Source organism: Winogradskyella sp., assembly GCF_028282165.1.
In the GTDB taxonomy this organism is placed as follows: domain Bacteria; phylum Bacteroidota; class Bacteroidia; order Flavobacteriales; family Flavobacteriaceae; genus Winogradskyella.
Window position 1 is genome coordinate 39,880 of the sequence record NZ_JANQIM010000025.1, and the last position, 17,135, is coordinate 57,014.

General features: G+C 36.1%; 14 protein-coding genes and 2 tRNA genes. 11 read left to right on the top strand and 5 right to left on the bottom strand.

From position 1 onward, the window contains the following. The first annotated feature begins 1 nt into the window (after position 1). Complete coding sequence (locus Q0972_RS10120; RefSeq protein WP_299365448.1) at positions 2–772, top strand: hypothetical protein; 771 nt, start codon at positions 2–4, stop codon at positions 770–772. Positions 773–918: 146 nt separating this feature from the next. Here the strand turns inward: Q0972_RS10120 and Q0972_RS10125 are convergent. After that, positions 919–1,003: transfer RNA gene (locus Q0972_RS10125), tRNA-Ser, on the bottom strand. Positions 1,004–1,212: 209 nt separating this feature from the next. Between Q0972_RS10125 and Q0972_RS10130 the strand changes: the two genes are divergently transcribed. The 5 genes from Q0972_RS10130 to Q0972_RS10150 all read left to right on the top strand — a co-directional run bounded on the left by Q0972_RS10130 (position 1,213) and on the right by Q0972_RS10150 (position 5,285). Then, a complete protein-coding gene (locus tag Q0972_RS10130; protein WP_299365449.1) occupies positions 1,213–1,992 on the top strand; it encodes a DUF3108 domain-containing protein in 780 nt (259 codons plus the stop codon). Positions 1,993–2,021: 29 nt separating this feature from the next. Beyond that, on the top strand, positions 2,022–2,360 hold the full coding sequence (locus Q0972_RS10135; RefSeq protein WP_299365450.1) for an FUSC family protein: 339 nt from the start codon (positions 2,022–2,024) through the stop codon (positions 2,358–2,360). A 68-nt stretch (positions 2,361–2,428) separates the two neighbouring features. After that, positions 2,429–3,460, top strand: a complete 1,032-nt coding sequence (locus Q0972_RS10140; protein WP_299365451.1) for a M28 family metallopeptidase — start codon at positions 2,429–2,431, stop codon at positions 3,458–3,460. 81 nt (positions 3,461–3,541) lie between these two features. Then, positions 3,542–5,134 (top strand): M28 family metallopeptidase, encoded by a 1,593-nt coding sequence (locus Q0972_RS10145; RefSeq protein WP_299365452.1) that lies wholly within the window; start codon positions 3,542–3,544, stop codon positions 5,132–5,134. A 75-nt stretch (positions 5,135–5,209) separates the two neighbouring features. Further along, positions 5,210–5,285 (top strand) — tRNA-His (locus tag Q0972_RS10150). 44 nt (positions 5,286–5,329) lie between these two features. Here Q0972_RS10150 and bshB1 read toward each other — a convergent pair. Next, positions 5,330–6,052 carry a bacillithiol biosynthesis deacetylase BshB1 gene (bshB1, locus tag Q0972_RS10155; RefSeq protein WP_299365454.1) on the bottom strand — a complete coding sequence of 241 codons (723 nt, stop codon included), beginning with the start codon at positions 6,050–6,052 and terminating at the stop codon, positions 5,330–5,332. Between the two features lie 220 nt (positions 6,053–6,272). Here bshB1 and Q0972_RS10160 point away from each other — a divergent pair, with 220 nt between their 5' ends. The 4 genes from Q0972_RS10160 to Q0972_RS10175 all read left to right on the top strand — a co-directional run bounded on the left by Q0972_RS10160 (position 6,273) and on the right by Q0972_RS10175 (position 12,692). Further along, the gene (locus Q0972_RS10160) at positions 6,273–8,111 is read left to right on the top strand and encodes an SLC13 family permease (RefSeq protein WP_299365455.1); all 1,839 of its coding nucleotides are present in this window, start codon (positions 6,273–6,275) and stop codon (positions 8,109–8,111) included. A gap of 59 nt (positions 8,112–8,170) precedes the next feature. Beyond that, complete coding sequence (locus Q0972_RS10165) at positions 8,171–10,066, top strand: DUF4914 family protein (RefSeq protein WP_299365457.1); 1,896 nt, start codon at positions 8,171–8,173, stop codon at positions 10,064–10,066. Between the two features lie 240 nt (positions 10,067–10,306). After that, on the top strand, positions 10,307–11,944 hold the full coding sequence (gene pckA / locus Q0972_RS10170; protein WP_299365459.1) for a phosphoenolpyruvate carboxykinase (ATP): 1,638 nt from the start codon (positions 10,307–10,309) through the stop codon (positions 11,942–11,944). 55 nt (positions 11,945–11,999) lie between these two features. Next, positions 12,000–12,692 carry a DUF2490 domain-containing protein gene (locus Q0972_RS10175; protein ID WP_299365461.1) on the top strand — a complete coding sequence of 231 codons (693 nt, stop codon included), beginning with the start codon at positions 12,000–12,002 and terminating at the stop codon, positions 12,690–12,692. On the opposite strand, the gene Q0972_RS10180 is transcribed toward Q0972_RS10175, so the two are convergent. Further along, on the bottom strand, positions 12,673–13,818 hold the full coding sequence (locus Q0972_RS10180) for an aminotransferase class I/II-fold pyridoxal phosphate-dependent enzyme (protein ID WP_299365463.1): 1,146 nt from the start codon (positions 13,816–13,818) through the stop codon (positions 12,673–12,675). The two genes, Q0972_RS10175 and Q0972_RS10180, sit on opposite strands and share 20 nt — an antisense overlap. Before the next feature lie 38 nt (positions 13,819–13,856). Beyond that, on the bottom strand, positions 13,857–14,726 hold the full coding sequence (locus Q0972_RS10185) for a Brp/Blh family beta-carotene 15,15'-dioxygenase (RefSeq protein ID WP_299365465.1): 870 nt from the start codon (positions 14,724–14,726) through the stop codon (positions 13,857–13,859). Between the two features lie 105 nt (positions 14,727–14,831). Here Q0972_RS10185 and Q0972_RS10190 point away from each other — a divergent pair, with 105 nt between their 5' ends. Further along, positions 14,832–15,578: a bacteriorhodopsin-like gene (locus tag Q0972_RS10190; RefSeq protein WP_299365467.1), complete on the top strand. Its 747-nt coding sequence runs from the start codon at positions 14,832–14,834 to the stop codon at positions 15,576–15,578. A gap of 55 nt (positions 15,579–15,633) precedes the next feature. Here Q0972_RS10190 and Q0972_RS10195 read toward each other — a convergent pair whose 3' ends face one another. Continuing rightward, complete coding sequence (locus Q0972_RS10195) at positions 15,634–17,040, bottom strand: MATE family efflux transporter (protein ID WP_299365469.1); 1,407 nt, start codon at positions 17,038–17,040, stop codon at positions 15,634–15,636. Between the last annotated feature and the right edge of the window lie 95 nt (positions 17,041–17,135).

The following is a 17,135-nucleotide window of genomic DNA, read 5'->3' on the forward strand; positions in this document are numbered from 1 at the left end:
TATGAGAAAAGAATTTGAAAAAAAACTCGGCTTACATGGCTCTGACGACTATGGCGCATGGATAAAAGGCACACGAACATTACGCCAACTCATAGGGTATCTAGGTATGCTTTTACCAGTATTTCTAATTACCTTCAGTAATAAATGCGACGAGCTCCCTTTAGAATCCATAAGCCATTATTTCTACACGCGATCTAATTCCTTTTTTATAGTGATTCTAAGCCTTGTAGGTATCTTTTTAATTATCTATACAAAAGATTTCATCCTTTCTAGCATCGCCGGAATATGCGCCTTGTGTGTAGTATTCTTTCCTACAGACCCTTTGTTGGACCGTTGCTGTATTGTTGATATCCCAGGTAATAATTGTAGGGAAGGGTTTCATTATTTAAGTGCAGCTATATTTCTTGTGATTTTAGCCTATATGTGCATACGCAAGTTTACTAAACTAGATAAGGAAGAAATTGATATGCGCCATGATAAAGTTAAATATAAACTATTTTACAAGATCTGTGGGTATATGATGCTTCTTTCCTTGGCCATAATCGGGCTGAAATTTCTTAGTAGCAAATTTTTTCCAGACTCATTTGAAGGGTTTATAGAATTCTATGACGAGAACCAATTGACTTTCTGGATGGAACTTGTGGCTTTAGAGTTCTTTGGATTAGCATGGCTGGTAAAGGGTTATAATACTATAAAGTATTCGGATTACAGAATTCATCTGTTTAGAGGCGCAAGTAGTGAACTTAAATATAAGTCATCAAAAAACAATTAAAAAACACTTAAGTTTTAAATGAACCCACAATCAGACTATATATTAGAAGATAATTCAGATTTTAAAAAGCGTAAAAATTAAAAGGTCGCTAAGAAGTAAACTTATGCGACCTTTGTGCCTTTTGGAATGATTTTTCATTCTCTGAGCGGAGAAAGAGGGATTCGAACCCCCGGAGGTGTGACCCTCGCCGGTTTTCAAGACCGGTGCATTCGACCACTCTGCCATTTCTCCAATTACTTACCAGCCCAGTAAACATGCTTTACCGCTCTAGCGGGTGCAAATATAAAACCCTTTTTCATGTTGCCAAAAGGTTTTTTTAGTTTTTTCATTATTAATCTTGTGTAGCAAATTTGAAAATAAAATTAGCATCATTAACCTAAGGGTCGTATTTTCGGCATAATATATGTTATCAAACACTTTATTATCACAAATCCATCTTCATGAAACAAAATATATTACTCCTATTGGTTTTTTTCACTGCCGTTAGTACTGCTCAAAATAAAACGATTGCAGTGGGTGAAAAACTCGTATATTCAGCATCTTATAATATGTCGGGGTTAATGACAAACATCGCCCAAGTAAAAATGGAGACCAGCGAGGTAAAAACATCTAAGAGTACTTTAATGCGCTTAAAATGTACAGCAACTACATACAAAAAATGGGATGGCTTTTTTAAGATAAGGGATTTGTACGAAAGCTATGTAAATCCCAAAACACTCACACCCTATTTATATAAGAGAGATATTAGCGAAGGTGGCTACTACAAATTTATGCAATACAAGTACAATCATAAAGCCAAATTGGTAACAAGCTTAAAACGTAAAAAAAGAAAGGATGGTACTACCTGGGATGAGAACAAAAGTGTAAAAATTAATCCATCGACTAAAGATATTGTAAGCACATTGTATTACATTAGAAACTTAGATATACATAAAGCCAATCCTGGCGATCAACAAAATTTTACGATACTTTTCGATAATCAAGAAAACACAATAACATTAAGATATATCGGTAAAGAAACTATAGCGACTAAAATTGGAAAAAAGGAATGTTACAAACTAGCCCTATCCATTAAAGGAAGTGATGCCTTAAAAGGGAATAATAACAACTTGTTGTGGTTAACAGCTGATGCCAATAAAATTCCAGTATACGCGACGTTTAAAATCGCAGTTGGAAACGGCGAATTAAAGATTGAATCCGCCACTGGATTAAAACATTAAACGGCAAACAAGATTAAAAGCAAATAGAAATGATAAAAAAACTATTCATTATTTTAGGTTTTGTAACAGCAATTTTAGCGGTCGTTTTAGCCGTTACTCCACTTTCTACCTTAGCCATAGCACCAATTATTGTAGCATTTGTTAGCGGAGTATTAGTCTTGTTGGTTTCCAGAAAAGAGAAAACCAAAACAAAAACCATTCAGTATATTTTTCTAATGGTTATAATCGCCTTGTTTTTAACCATTTATAAAAGTTTCAATCCTACTTCAGAAATTGGTGATACCAAACAGCTAGAGCAACGCGACGAAGAAAATCTTGAAAACTCTATAAAAACTTTAGAAGGCATTGAAATTGAAGAGGATTTTTAGAATTTCTATAGCAACGTGAGAAAATATATCGCTCTTTTAACTTATTTTTGACCAAATCAATTAGTTACATGAAATTTTTAGTTGCCTCAGCTCTTGTTCTTGTCGGTTCTTGCTCTACCCTTAGGCATAGTGAAAGAATAGATAATTTAAAAGAAAGTATATCCTACGAGGATAAAAGTACTGTAGAACAGTATTTAAGCACTATCAATGCCGATCAATTAAAAACTTATGTAGAAGAAGTATCTTCTGATAAATATGAAGGACGGATGACAGGAGAAGAAGGCCATAACCAGGTTTGTGATTATATTAGAAATTATTACAAATCTTTAAATATTAAGGCTCCAGAATCCCATCCCGATTATTATCAAAAAGTCCCTAAAGAAGCCTTACCAGAAGACATAAACGACTCCCAAAACGTCATTGCCTATATTGAAGGATCAGAATTTCCGGATGAATATATTTACATCACAGCACATTCTGATCATGAAGGCACAGTTGACGGCGAGATCTATTCTGGAGCTGATGATAACGGTTCGGGCACCGCTGCTGTGTTTGAAATGGCAGAAGCCTTTAAGATGGCATCAAACGATGGAAATGGTCCTAAGCGAAGCCTTGTATTTCTTCATGTAACAGCCGAAGAAGTAGGCTTACATGGCTCACGCTATTACACCAACAACCCTATTTTTCCTATAGAAAATACCATTAGCACCTTAAATATAGATATGATAGGTCGTGTAGATGAAAGACATCAAGACAATGAAAACTACATTTATGTTATAGGGGCAGACCGCATTAGTACTGAGCTCCATTTTATTATACAAGAAGCCAATTCAAAGTTTATAAACTTAAATTTAGATTATAAGTACAATGAAGATAGCGATCCAAACCGCTATTTCTATAGGTCAGATCATTATAATTTCGCAGTAAAGGATATACCTGTGGTTTTCTTTTTTAATGGTGAACACGAAGATTATACAAAACCTACCGATACCGCAGACAAAATAAATTATCAACTTTTGGAAAAACGAACCAAGCTCATCTTTGCTACGACTTGGTACTTAGCAAATTCGCCAGTTCAATTGAAACGGGAAATCATCTAGCGTTAAAGTTTGTTAAAAGCAAAACGGTCTAAACGTCTTGATATTTCGATTTTTGTATTTTTAAATTTCAATCTCCTTACAATGAAAAAGAAACTATTACTTCTTAGTATCTATATTGTCTTTGTTAATTGTGGTACCTCGTCAAAAGGCAATAATACTGCAATACAGACTAATGAAGCCAAAACAGTAGACCCTACAGAATATGGCGCCACGATTACTTCAGACGAATTAAAAGAACTACTTTATACGTATGCCTCAGATGAATTCGAAGGAAGAGATACAGGCGAAAAGGGACAAAAGTTGGCTGTTCAGTATCTAAAGGACCTATACAAATCTATAGATATTGCAACACCACTAGGCAATGATGACTACTTTCAAGAAGTGCCCTTAGAAAAACAAAGTGTTACCGAGGCTAAAATTTCAGTCAATGGAACTGATTTTAAGAGTTTTGAAGATCATATCGTTTTAAATGCTTCTGGCAAAGTAGATATTTCGGAAGACGAAATTGTCTATGTAGGTTATGGCATTGATGCCGACAATTATTCAGATTATAAAAATATAGACGTTAAGGGCAAAATAGTTTTGGCCAAAGACGGAGAACCAAAAGATGCAAACGGTAATTATGTAACTTCAGGAAATACTGAAAATACAAAGTGGTCCTACGGACGCCAATCACTCTCTAGTAAAAGGGATGCAGCAAAAGAAAATGGTGCCAAAGGACTTATTTATATGGATAGTTATTTATTCTCCAGATATGCACCATATTTACAAAGGCAAGCCATGTTTAATGCTTTGGGTCGCCTCTCCCTAAAAAGTAATCAACCAGAAATGATGATGCTTATGGTCAACGAAAATCTAGGTAAAGCGCTACATAACTCAATCTTAGAAGATGAAATACCTAAAACTGTAAACACAAATATTAACTTATCCATAGAAAATAAATCGGAAACCATATCTTCAGAAAATGTAGTAGCTTATATTAAAGGTTCGGAAAAACCTAATGAGATTGTTGTTATTTCTGCCCACTTGGATCACGAAGGTGTTAAGGATGGTGAAATATACAATGGCGCCGATGATGATGGTTCTGGTACAGTGGCAATCGTTGAAATTGCTGAGGCCTTTAAAATGGCAGAAAAAGATGACAATGGTCCAAAACGCTCTATACTATTTCTGCATGTTACTGGCGAAGAAAAAGGACTTTTGGGTTCTAAGTATTACACAGATTACGACCCCATTTTTCCGTTAGAAAATACAGTTGCAAATTTAAATATTGATATGATAGGTAGAACAGACCCTAAGCGTGAAGAAGGTGACAGAAATTATGTCTATCTCATCGGCAGTGATAAATTGAGTACAGAATTACATGCTATTTCAGAAGACGTCAATACTAAATATTGTAATGTTGAATTAGATTATAAATATAATGACGAAAATGACCCCAATCGTTTTTATTACCGATCCGACCACTACAACTTTGCAAAAAATAATATTCCCGTAATCTTCTATTTTAATGGTACCCATGACGATTATCACAAGCCAACTGACACAGCGGACAGAATTGAATATGACTTATTGCAGAATAGAGCACGTTTGGTCTTCCACACGGCATGGGAATTGGCAAATAGAAAAGAGCGTATAATAGTAGATAAGCCTTTAGAAAGCACTAAACCATAGGATACAAATCAAATAAGTAAAAAAAGGTTTTGCAGAAAAACGTAAATCATTTACATTTGCAAACCTAATTAAAATGGTGGTTGTAGCTCAGTTGGTTAGAGCGCCTGATTGTGGTTCAGGAGGTCGTCGGTTCGAGACCGATCTTCCACCCGAAAAGACCAAGCCTTTCAGAAATGAAGGGCTTTTTTTGTATCCCTATATCAAATCTAAAAGAGAGTCTACCGCAGGATAACGCTCAACCGTAAAACCTTCACCATATTCTGTTCCGATAAGGCGGCCTAGATTTCTGGCTCTATACGTAATACTATCCGTAAAATTCTTACTTGAAATCGGAGTCTCCGGTTCATTACTAGTCGGATCAAAAAATTGAGTCTTATAAGCAAGTACAGCTTCCATTTTTTTGTCCATAAATCCAGTAACATCAACAACAATATCTGGTTCAAGATCTTTCCATTGAATATAGTGATACACGGCTTTTGGTCGCCAAGGCAATTGCCAATCATCTTCATCTTCGTGCTTTGTGTCTATCTTTCGCAAACCGCTTAAAAAACAAGCATCCCTAACCAATTGACTTGCTCTTCCATGGTCTATATGGCGATCTTCTATGGCATTGCATATTACAATTTCGGGCTTATACTTTCGTATTTCTTTAATAAGTTCGATCTGATGCTGTTTATCATTGCTAAAAAACCCATCGGCAAATTCCATATTCGTACGCATAGTAATATTTAAAATTCTGGCAGATTCAGTAGATTCAGCATCACGTGTTTCTGCTGTACCACGGGTTCCGAGTTCACCTCTTGTCAAATCTATGATCCCTACTTTTTTGCCATTAGCGGTTTCTTTGGCTAGTGTTGCTCCACAACCTAATTCTACATCATCTGGATGTGCTCCAATGGCTAAAATGTCTAATTTCATACGATTTTTTATTTTCTCTGTTGTCAAAAATATTAAAAAGGATATAGAATTCCGTTTTCTTTTTATCACGCAAACGGTTTCGTTTAAATTCTCTCCATATTTCTTCTTAAATGCATCCCTAAAATTGAATAATTCGCAATTCCGAAAAAGCATGACATTCATCATAATTATTGCACTGTTCTACAAGTAATTTTACCCTGTAATTCTTAGTCGATATCATATGAATTTAATGCTGGCCATCTTAATCATTACCATAATCCTTTTTATTTGGGGGAAATTTACGCCAGATATTGTTGCTTTACTCTCTATGTTAAGCTTATTTCTTTTCGGGATACTCGATTTAACGGAAACCCTGAGCGGCTTTAGCAACCCAACGGTAATTATGATTGCCGCTTTATTCATTATAGGTGAAGGTTTATCTCAAACAGGATGGACAGCTTTAGCTGGACAAAAATTCATAAAAATGGCAGGTAAAAGTACTACTAAGCTTTTACTGATTACTACCTTAGGTTCAGGATTGCTCTCTAGTGTTGTAAGCAATACAGGTACAGTAGCAACATTGATGCCTGTGACCATATCTTCAGCCTGGAGTATAGGAACATTACCCTCTAAGCTCTTAATGCCTGTAGCCTTCGGATCTAATACAGGTGGTTTATTAACATTAACGGGAACACCTCCTAATATTATTGTTAACAACACGATGTTAGAAAGTGGCATAGAAGGCTTTTCTTTCTTCGAATTCGCATTAATAGGATTGCCCTTGTTACTTATTGCACTCATCTATTTTAGATATATAGGATACAGATTATTACCGAGCAACAAGACCAATAATAAACCTGTGGATATAAGCACTACACTGCATAAATGGATTGAAGCTTATAAAGTAGATGATGACTATTATCGACTTAGAGTACGTTCGGTATCTCCCTTACTAGGAACTACACTCGGTCAATGGCATTTTGAAGACAATCACCATGTTTCTATTTTAAGAATAAAACGACGTCATCCAAATCGCTTAAGAGGCAACGACCCTTTCATTGAATTTCCATCCAATGATACAGAATTTAAGTATCATGATATTATAACAGTTAAAGGTGATACCAAAGCCATAAACGCCTTAATGATTAGATTTAGATTAGGTCTTTTACCATTAGAACCTATTGCAGACGAGCTAAGAAACAACCTTATAAATCAGGAGGTTGGAATGACAGAAATTATAGTTACACCAAAATCGACTTTAGTGGGAAGAAAAGTAAGAATTGGTCGTTTCTTTAAACGCTTTGGTGTACAACTTATGGCTGCCTCCAGAAATAACAAAGCATTTACCGATCGTGAAATAGTAGTTAAAGCTGGCGATGCTTTCTTAATCCGAGGTATTTGGAGTGATATAGAACAATTAAAATCACACCACGAAAATCTGGTCATTATAGGAAGCCCAGAAGGGATGGCAAAAACAGTCACCAATTTGACACATAAATCCTACATCGCACTTTTTGCACTTGTATTGATGATAGTGCTATTAGTAATGAATGTTGTTCCAGGTGCCATAGCTGCATTAATATCAGCAGGTATTATTTTAATTACAGGCTGCGTGCCTATTACTAAAGCCTATAAGGGCATTAGTTGGATAAGCGTTGTCATGATTGCTGCCATGATACCAATGGGACTCGCATTACAAAAAACAGGTACTGCTGAGCTCATTGCTAATGGCTTAGTGGAGACTTTGGGAACTTTACATCCTATAGTTTTATTGGGAGGTGTATTCCTTTTAACGACAACATTTAGCCAAGTCATTAACAATTCTGCTACAGCTGTATTAATGGCACCAATTGTTATTATAGCCGCAAATACCTTGAGCTTATCTGCCGCGCCTTTTATGATTGCTGTGGCAATAAGTGCCTCTACTGCTTTCTTAACCCCCGTAGGTACAACAACCAATGCTATGGTGATGACAGGTGGAGGCTATAAGTTTAAAGATTACGTAAAAGTAGGAGCACCATTACTTCTACTATTCTTAATAACAACATTAACATTAGTGCCATTGATTTGGCCATTTTAAGTGGAGTAAATAAAAAAGTAAATAGATAAAAAAGATAACAGAACATTAAACAAACAGTTATGGAAACATTAGAATTAAAAAAAGATACTTTACCTGTTGGTAACATTTCAGAATTACGAGAGTTAATTGATGTTGCACCAAGTATTACTGTGGCGAGGAACGTTGATGAACTTGTAGATCTTGCCGTTGGTGATGAGCTAAACAAAACTAAAGAAGTTCGCTTTGATTTGCCAGATGGAAGCAGTTATCACGAAGTGGACGTCATGCGAACTAAAAATGGTATAGCTGCAAATTATAAAGAGGTTTATATGCGTAGACGCGATCCAGATTGTATGGTAATAGCTGATGACCGGCCTACGGATAAACCTACATTCAAGGATAGATTTGGAACCAATTTTGATGCCCTAAGAGAAGAAACATTCGAATGGTTAAAGAAACAAGACTTGGCCATGTTTTACTTTAATGCTGGTCAACCAGGTATGGGCTATAATGCCGTAGCGGTTATCCCAGCTAATTGCGGTTTCTTTGGACTGGGCTTAGCGCTCTTACAAGGAATTTTAGATTATACGGACTTGCCTGAGGATTTCTCACCAGAGGCTGTTATTTATGTGGCACCTCCATTTAGACATACGCATTTTGAGGGAAAACAAGTTGTTGTACACAACAGAATACCCGGTAAATATGAAATGTTCTCCTATAATCTTTATCCAGGACCAAGTGCAAAAAAAGGAGTCTATGGTATGTTAATTGGTAAAGGTGAAGATGAAGGTTGGGTAACTGCACACTGCTCTGCCGTAAGAGTAACCACACCTTATGATAACGTCATAACAGTTATGCACGAGGGTGCTAGTGGTGGAGGAAAAAGTGAGATGCTACAGCAGCCACATAGGCTTGATAATGGTAGAATCTTGCTTGGAAAGAATATTTTTACTAACGAAGAATTCGCCTTAGAGCTTCCTAGAACCTGCGATTTGAATCCTGTGACAGATGATATGGCCTTATGTCACCCTAACCTACAACAGGATGCTAAAAAACTTTGGCTCGAAGATGCTGAAGATGCTTGGTTTGTTAGAGTAGATCACATAAAAAAATACGGAACGGATATAACACTTGAGAAAATTACAGCTCAATCTGAGCAGCCGCTTTTATTTTTAAATATTGAAGCTGTACCAGGTGGAAGAGCGATGATTTGGGATCATGTTGAGGATGAACCAGGAGTACCGTGCCCAAACCCAAGAGTGATTTTACCAAGGGACGCCATGCCAGGAGTGTATTCAGGACCAGTAAGAGTAGATATTAGAAGTATCGGATTAAGAACTCCACCTTGTAGTAAGGAAGAGCCCAATTATGGTATCGTTGGATTAATGCATGTTTTACCACCAGCTCTAGCTTGGCTCTGGCGTTTAGTAGCACCAAGAGGACATGCCAATCCTAGTATTATTCAAACCGAAGGCATTAGTAGTGAAGGCGTTGGAAGCTATTGGCCATTCGCTACCGGTAAGAAAGTAAAACAAGCAAATTTACTCCTAGAGCAAATAATTAGAACCCCAGGTGTAAAATATATTCTAACACCAAACCAACATATTGGTGCTTGGAAAACTAGTTTCATGCCACAATGGATAAGTAGAGAATTTTTGGCTAGACGTGGAAATGCTGATTTTAACGAGGAACAAATAAGCCCATCGAGATGTAGTCTTTTAGGTTATAGTTTAAATTCAATGAAAGTAGAAGGAGTAAGAGTTTCTAGAAGATTCCTAAAGGTCGAAAGACAAGAAGAAGTTGGAACTGAAGCTTATGATCAAGGTGCTGAAATGTTGTATGATTTCTTCGTGAAAACTTTAGCTCAGTTTCAAGATGAAAATCTACATCCATTGGGTCAAAAAATTATTGAATGCTGTTTGAACCGTGGTACGGTAGAAGATTACGAAAGAATTTTTAATGAATATGTAAAATAATTTAAAAGTCATTAATATTCAATCTGTTATATAAAAGTGAGGATAAATAATGTCGAATAAGGATTTTTGGATGCATTAATCCTTATTTGACATGGCTTTCATAGTTCTTAAAACTCAAAAAACAAGCATGATAAATATCATAGATTTTTGGTCTTAAACGAAGTAACTTTATGCATTCATAAATATTATTTATGATACTCATAAATCTTTCTTTCGCAAAAAAATCACAAACATATAATCATGGAAACATTATTAAAAGAACCAATTATGAAAACTAGAGACCTCACTAAGTATGGCATAATAGATTCTAAAGTTCATTGGAATTTATCGCCAGAAGAATTACAAGCCATTACCGTAGAAAAGGGAATGGGGAAAGAGACTGCAAATGGTACATTGGCCATTAATACTGGGAAATTTACTGGACGTTCACCTCAAGATCGATTCTTAGTTAAAGATGATTATACAACAGATAGAGTTTGGTGGGGAAAAACAAATAAAGGCATATCTCCTGAAAATTTTGATTATTTACAGTCTGAAATAGAAAAATACCTCAGTGGTAAAGAGATTTTTGCTAGAGATGGTTTTGTATGCTCCGACCCTAAATATAGAATGGGTGTAAGAACTATAACTGAATACCCTTGGTCTAATATGTTTATTTATAATATGTTCTTAAGACCAACAGCCGAAGAATTAGAGAACTTTGAAGAAGAGTGGTTGGTACTTTGTGCACCTGGTTACGAATGCCCAGAACCAGCTAAACGTGGACTTAGACAAGGTAACTTCTCCATACTTAATTTTACTAAGAAGATAGCACTTGTAGGTGGTTCTGCCTATACAGGCGAAATGAAAAAAGGTATTTTCTCTGCCCTTAACATGATTTTACCTGTTGATAAAAACGTATTACCAATGCACTGTTCAGCTAATGTTGGCGAAGATGGCGAAACTGCTATTTTCTTTGGTTTATCAGGAACTGGTAAAACTACTTTATCTGCCGATCCAGACCGTAAACTTATTGGTGATGATGAGCATGGTTGGACAGCTGAAAATAGAATCTTTAATTTTGAAGGTGGATGTTATGCGAAATGTATAGACCTTACAGAAGAAAAAGAACCAGACATTTATAGAGCTATAAAGCCGGGTGCTATTCTTGAAAATGTGATCTTTAAGGACAATAATGAGGTAGATTATTTTGATAGCACCATTACACAGAATACTCGGGTAAGTTATCCATTATATCATATAGATAATATACAAACACCATCTTATGCCGATAACCCTAAGAATATCTTCTTCTTAACTTGTGACGCATTTGGTGTATTACCTCCAGTATCGAAGTTAACTCCTGGTCAGGCCGCTTATCACTTTATATCTGGTTACACAGCTAAAGTAGCAGGTACAGAAGCAGGAATTACAGAGCCGGTACCATCTTTCTCAGCATGTTTCGGTGAACCATTTATGCCATTACACCCAACAAAATATGCTGAAATGTTAAGTGCAAAAATGCAAGAAGCTGGAGTTAACGTTTGGTTAGTAAATACAGGATGGAGCGGTGGCCCATATGGTGTGGGTTCTCGCATAAAACTTAAATATACAAGAGCTATGATAACAGCCATTCTTAATGGAGACTTAGATAATGTAGATTTTGAACAACATCCAATATTTGGATTATTTATGCCGAAGTATTGCCCTAATGTTCCAACGGAAATGTTAGACCCAATGAATACTTGGTTACAAAAAGGAGCTTATATAAGTAAAGCTATACAATTAGCGCATTCTTTCCACTTGAATTTTGAAAAATTTGCGAGTGAAGCTTCAGATCAAATCATAGAAGGCGGTCCATTAATTGATGAACACCATCACTTAAACGACCACGTTTAATAATTCCATGACTGAGAGGAGCTCGAAAAGAGCTCCTCTTTATTAATCACCCACAATGAAACCCCTACTTTTCCCTCTTTTCTTCTTTCTATTCGCTATTCATTTATTTTCACAAAATCCTTCCGAAAATCACCTTGGTTCTTGGTATACCTACGGAAGCCACCACAGATTAAGTGAACGTATAAGTCTTAATCCTTACACAGAATTACGGTTTTATGAACCCTCATCTAATTACAATTTGGCTTTTGTATCACTAAGAGGAAACTATCATTTTAGTGCAAATCAAACTATAGGTATTGGTTATGCCTATTTAGATATCGACACTGTTTTTGAGTTTGATAATGAACCTAATATACATGAGCATCGTATTTTTGAGCAATACACCGTTTCGCACAAAGTTTCTAAGTTCAGCGTTCTCCATCGCACACGTTTAGAACATCGATTTTTAGATTTTTCAGACCGAAACGAGCTTCAAAACCGCTTCCGTTATCGCTTGAGTGTTAAGTATGAGCTAAGCAAAACGTTTTTTATTCTAGTGTCTGAGGAACCCTTTGTGAATTTTCAAGATCAGGTGTTTCATGAAAATCGGTTTTATGCCGGGATCGGTATTAACGTATTGAAAAACTCCCGACTTCAAATAGGCTATTTAAAACAGCACATTAGAAAAAACAATTTGAACAGAATACAGGTCGGAATCAGTATTAAGACGGATTCCCGAAAACCAAAAACTAAGCTAGCGCAGCTATAGCCCGATTGATATCTTTCTTTAAGTCCTTAAACGCTTCAATACCTACAGAGAATCGTATTAACTGATCACTTATGCCAACGGCTTCACGTTCTTCTTGAGTCAATAATGCATGGGAGGTTAGATGTGGTGAAATAACCGTACTTTCAATACCTGCTAAGCTCATAGAGGGCTTTATTAATTGTAATGCCTTCTGAAATTCGTAGGCATCCAAATCTTCTGTTAATTCAAAAGACAACATGGCTCCAAAGCCTTTCATTTGTGATTTGGCCAATTTATGCTCAGGATGCGATTTTAAACCTGGATAATAGACCTTGCTGATCTTTGGGTGCTTTTGCAACCATTTGGCCAATTTCATAGCATTATTAGTCTGTGCTTTTACTCGTAAGCCTAAGGTCTTCATGCTCCGTTCTAGCATCCAAACGGTCATATCGCTAAGACTTCCGCCTAAGTTCTTGCTTACATTCCAGATACGTTCTATATGCTCGTATTTCCCAGCAACTGCTCCAGCGCATATATCACTATGGCCTCCAAAATACTTCGTCGCCGAATGCATAACCATATCAATGCCAAAATCAATAGGATTCTGGTTAACTGGTGATGCAAATGTATTATCAATGGATGTTAAAATACTTTTAGATTTTGCCAGTTTAACCACAGCTTTAATATCTGTAATTGTTAATAATGGATTTGATGGTGTTTCAATATGAATTAATTTTGTGTTTGCTTTAATGGCAGCCTCAAAATCCTCAACCTCATAGCCATTGGTAAATGTATACTCAATACCATACTTAGGAAACTCTTCCTTGATGAAGTTAACCGTTCCGCCGTATAAGGTATTTTGTACCACCAGATGATCTCCTTTTTGCAAAAAAGCAAAAAACATATGGCTAATGGCCGCCATACCAGAACCAAAAATTAGAGCAGCTTCTGTGTGCTCTAGTGCTGCTATCTTTTTGGCAAGATGTTCTTGATTTGGTGTATTAAAATACCTCGGATAGCGTTTTACATCAACATCCAAAAACTCATAAGAAGAGCTTAAGTATATCGGCGAAACTGACCCTTTAAATTGTTCGTCCTTTAACTGACCAACATGTGCACAAATGGTATTTAGTCCTAATCTTTTCATATCATAAAAATAAGAGTTTTAAAATTTTTAAGGAAACCTCAATTCTTATTTAAAAAGTACATTACAATAACATGAGGAACAGTTATTGCTGCCAAAAAAGCGAAGAAGACCGTTATGAAATTTATTTCAAAATAAGTAGTAGCTATATATAACAGTATTAGACCCAATATTGAAATTAACCAATAAACAAATGACGATTTTATGTAATGAACAATATTGACTTTATTAGATTCACCATAAAGTGTTTTAATTTGATCCATAAGACTAGGTAAAGAATGCCATACTATAAAATATATAGCGAAAGCCCACAAAAGTGCTGCAAGCTTAAAAAGTATGGCAAATAACAAAATCAAAAATATTTCCTGAAAGTGATTGGAACTCTCTTTAAAATTCTTATAATTCAGACTATATAATACTACTGTTGAAGCTATCCCTATTGCCATAAACCATAGAAATTGAACCTCTGTTAAAGAATACCCTATTAAGTCATTGATTATTATAGATGTACTTTCGGAATTAAAGTAAAAAAGTAGTCCAAATATTAAACTCCCATAACTCAAGAAAAGTAATTTAGACAGCATATCGTGTCTTTTAATCCGATTATGAAAATGTTGCTCCCCAAAATGATAACAACTTATAAATATGAAAAAAAGCAAAGCTAATGTGGGAGAAATCAAAAATGCTGCAATATTGATAACGATCAATCCTACATAGAACAAAAGATACTTAAAAGGAAGTCTATTCTGTTTTTTTACAACTTTTATTAATGATATATCGTTTGAGCCATGAATGATTCCAATTGTCAATATAAAAAAGTATGATAAATACTCCTCATAAGAGGCTTCCAACTGAATGGTCAACCAAAATAAGAAAACCGTAAATATTAAGTTAAAAATTGGGAATTTCATAATACAAAGGTAGCAATATTACATTTTGTTTAATTTTTTTATGAAAACTTTAAACATTTTTTGTTTAACTATTTTTAAATTTGCTTGAACAAAAAAATTATTGTTATGAAATTACTAACCATGCTCATCGATGGCACACAGAGAATTGCTACTGATGATTACGTTGGCTTCACATTCTTTGTTGGGTGTATGGCCATGATGGCCGCCTCGGCCTTTTTCTTTTTATCAATGAATAGTTTTGATAAAAAATGGAGAACTTCTATCCTAGTATCAGGACTAATTACATTTATTGCCGCAGTACATTATTGGTATATGAGAGATTATTGGGCTTCGTTTGCCGAATCTCCAACATTCTTTAGGTATGTAGACTGGGTTCTTACCGTACCGTTAATGTGTGTTGAGTTTTACCTCATTCTCAAGGTTGCTGGCGCTAAGAAATCACTAATGTGGCAGCTGATCTTTTTATCTGTAGTAATGCTCGTTACGGGTTACTTTGGTGAAGCTGTACATACATCAGCACCTGGACCAGCGATTTGGGGATTCATTTCTGGTGTGGCATACTTTGCCATTGTCTACATCATTTGGTTTGGTGCTGCAAAGAAGTTGGCAGAACAAGCCGGTGGCGCTGTATTAAAGGCGCACAAAACACTATGTTGGTTTGTGTTGGTTGGATGGGCAATCTATCCTTTAGGTTATATGGCGGGAACAGAAGGTTGGTATGATGGTTTAGCTGGATTAGGGCTTAACATGGATGTTATATACAACATAGGTGACGCTGTTAATAAAATAGGTTTCGGATTAGTTGTCTACAGCTTAGCTGTTGCTTCTACTACTAAAACATCTGAAGCTTAATCTTAGTTTAATTAGGTCAAAAAGCCTTTCCGTGTTGGAAAGGCTTTTTATTTTGTTATACTTTAACTGCCTTCCAAAGTCCTTTTTTGAACCAAACCAAACCTAAGATCGTAATCAATACTTCTGCCAAAGTAATGGCTATAAAAACACCTAATGGCCCTAAATCCAATGACATAGCCGACAAATAAGCTAGTGGTAACTGAAACAGCCAAAAGCAAATAAAATTTATCCAAGTTGGTGTCCTAGTATCTCCAGCACCATTAAAGGCATTAATAATTACCATTCCATAGCCATAGAACACATAGCCTGCAGCAATGATTCTAAGACATAACGCACCATTTTTAACTACTTCTGGCTCTTGGGTAAACCATGAGATAATCTCAGGAGCAAAAATGAGATAAACTACGGAAACAAAGCCCATAAAAATGGCGCTGTACTTACCTGTTTTCCAAACTGATGCTTCTGCACGATCAGGTTTTTGGGCTCCTAAATTCTGCCCTACTAAAGTAGCCGCTGCATTGCTCATACCCCAAGCTGGCATTAAAGTAAACATCATTACACGAATAGCAATCGTATAACCTGCTAACACTTCGCTTCCAAACTCACTCATAATGCGCATTAAAAACACCCAGGATGATGTACCAATTAAGAATTGCCCTATTCCACCTAAGGATACCTTAATGAGATTCAGCATTACCGTAACTCTAAGGACGATATCCCTCAATCCTACCTTTATCTTACTCCAACCATAAAACAGCACCAGTAACTGAAATATTACTGCTGTACCTCTACCAATGGTCGTCGCTATGGCAGCACCTTTTACGCCATAAGCTGGTATCGGACCGAGTCCAAAAATAAAGATTGGATCTAAGATAATATTCAACCCATTGGATAACACCAAAGCCCACATGGCAATTGAGGCGTCCCCTGCACCTCTAAAAACGGCATTGATCAAAAATAAGAGCATTATAGTTACATTTCCGCCAAGCAGTACTTGCGTATAGCCATAACCTTCAGCAATTAAATCTGGCTCGCCTCCCATTAATTGCAATATCTCCTTTGGAAAAAAGATGCCTATTACACTTATAATAGCAGCTACCAAAATACCTAGACCAATCACCTGCACTGTGGCCTGCGAAGCTCCTTCCCGATCCTGTTCACCGATTCGCCTAGCCACAATAGCTGTAGCTGCCATACTAAGACCTATAGCTACAGCATACACCAAAGTAATTACGGATTCGGTTAGACCTATAGTTGCAACGGCATTTACACTGACTTGGGATACATAAAATATATCTACAATAGCAAAGATAGATTCCATGAGCATCTCTAAAATCATTGGAATAGAAAGCATAAACACTGCTCTCCGAATACTACCTGAAGTAAAATTCTGCTCCTTACCAGAAACTGCGATTCTTAAATATTTAAAAAATTGTTTTATTGAAATTTTATTGGATTGCATAACATAAGAATAAACTATTGAACCATGGCTAAACAAATCATTTTGTTTAACACTCTTACATCACATGAAGTGGTGACGATTTTTCCGAAAGTTGA

What these genes read in the sequence shown, in the direction of transcription:
- Q0972_RS10175 (WP_299365461.1), top strand. Translation starts at nt 12,000, where the DNA reads ATGAAACCCCTACTTTTCCCTCTTTTCTTCTTTCTATTCGCTATTCAT.
- pckA (WP_299365459.1), top strand. Translation starts at nt 10,307, where the DNA reads ATGGAAACATTATTAAAAGAACCAATTATGAAAACTAGAGACCTCACT.
- bshB1 (WP_299365454.1), bottom strand. Translation starts at nt 6,052, where the DNA reads ATGAAATTAGACATTTTAGCCATTGGAGCACATCCAGATGATGTAGAA.
- Q0972_RS10145 (WP_299365452.1), top strand. Translation starts at nt 3,542, where the DNA reads ATGAAAAAGAAACTATTACTTCTTAGTATCTATATTGTCTTTGTTAAT.
- Q0972_RS10130 (WP_299365449.1), top strand. Translation starts at nt 1,213, where the DNA reads ATGAAACAAAATATATTACTCCTATTGGTTTTTTTCACTGCCGTTAGT.
- Q0972_RS10120 (WP_299365448.1), top strand. Translation starts at nt 2, where the DNA reads ATGAGAAAAGAATTTGAAAAAAAACTCGGCTTACATGGCTCTGACGAC.
- Q0972_RS10165 (WP_299365457.1), top strand. Translation starts at nt 8,171, where the DNA reads ATGGAAACATTAGAATTAAAAAAAGATACTTTACCTGTTGGTAACATT.
- Q0972_RS10185 (WP_299365465.1), bottom strand. Translation starts at nt 14,726, where the DNA reads ATGAAATTCCCAATTTTTAACTTAATATTTACGGTTTTCTTATTTTGG.
- Q0972_RS10180 (WP_299365463.1), bottom strand. Translation starts at nt 13,818, where the DNA reads ATGAAAAGATTAGGACTAAATACCATTTGTGCACATGTTGGTCAGTTA.
- Q0972_RS10190 (WP_299365467.1), top strand. Translation starts at nt 14,832, where the DNA reads ATGAAATTACTAACCATGCTCATCGATGGCACACAGAGAATTGCTACT.
- Q0972_RS10140 (WP_299365451.1), top strand. Translation starts at nt 2,429, where the DNA reads ATGAAATTTTTAGTTGCCTCAGCTCTTGTTCTTGTCGGTTCTTGCTCT.
- Q0972_RS10160 (WP_299365455.1), top strand. Translation starts at nt 6,273, where the DNA reads ATGAATTTAATGCTGGCCATCTTAATCATTACCATAATCCTTTTTATT.
- Q0972_RS10195 (WP_299365469.1), bottom strand. Translation starts at nt 17,040, where the DNA reads ATGCAATCCAATAAAATTTCAATAAAACAATTTTTTAAATATTTAAGA.
- Q0972_RS10135 (WP_299365450.1), top strand. Translation starts at nt 2,022, where the DNA reads ATGATAAAAAAACTATTCATTATTTTAGGTTTTGTAACAGCAATTTTA.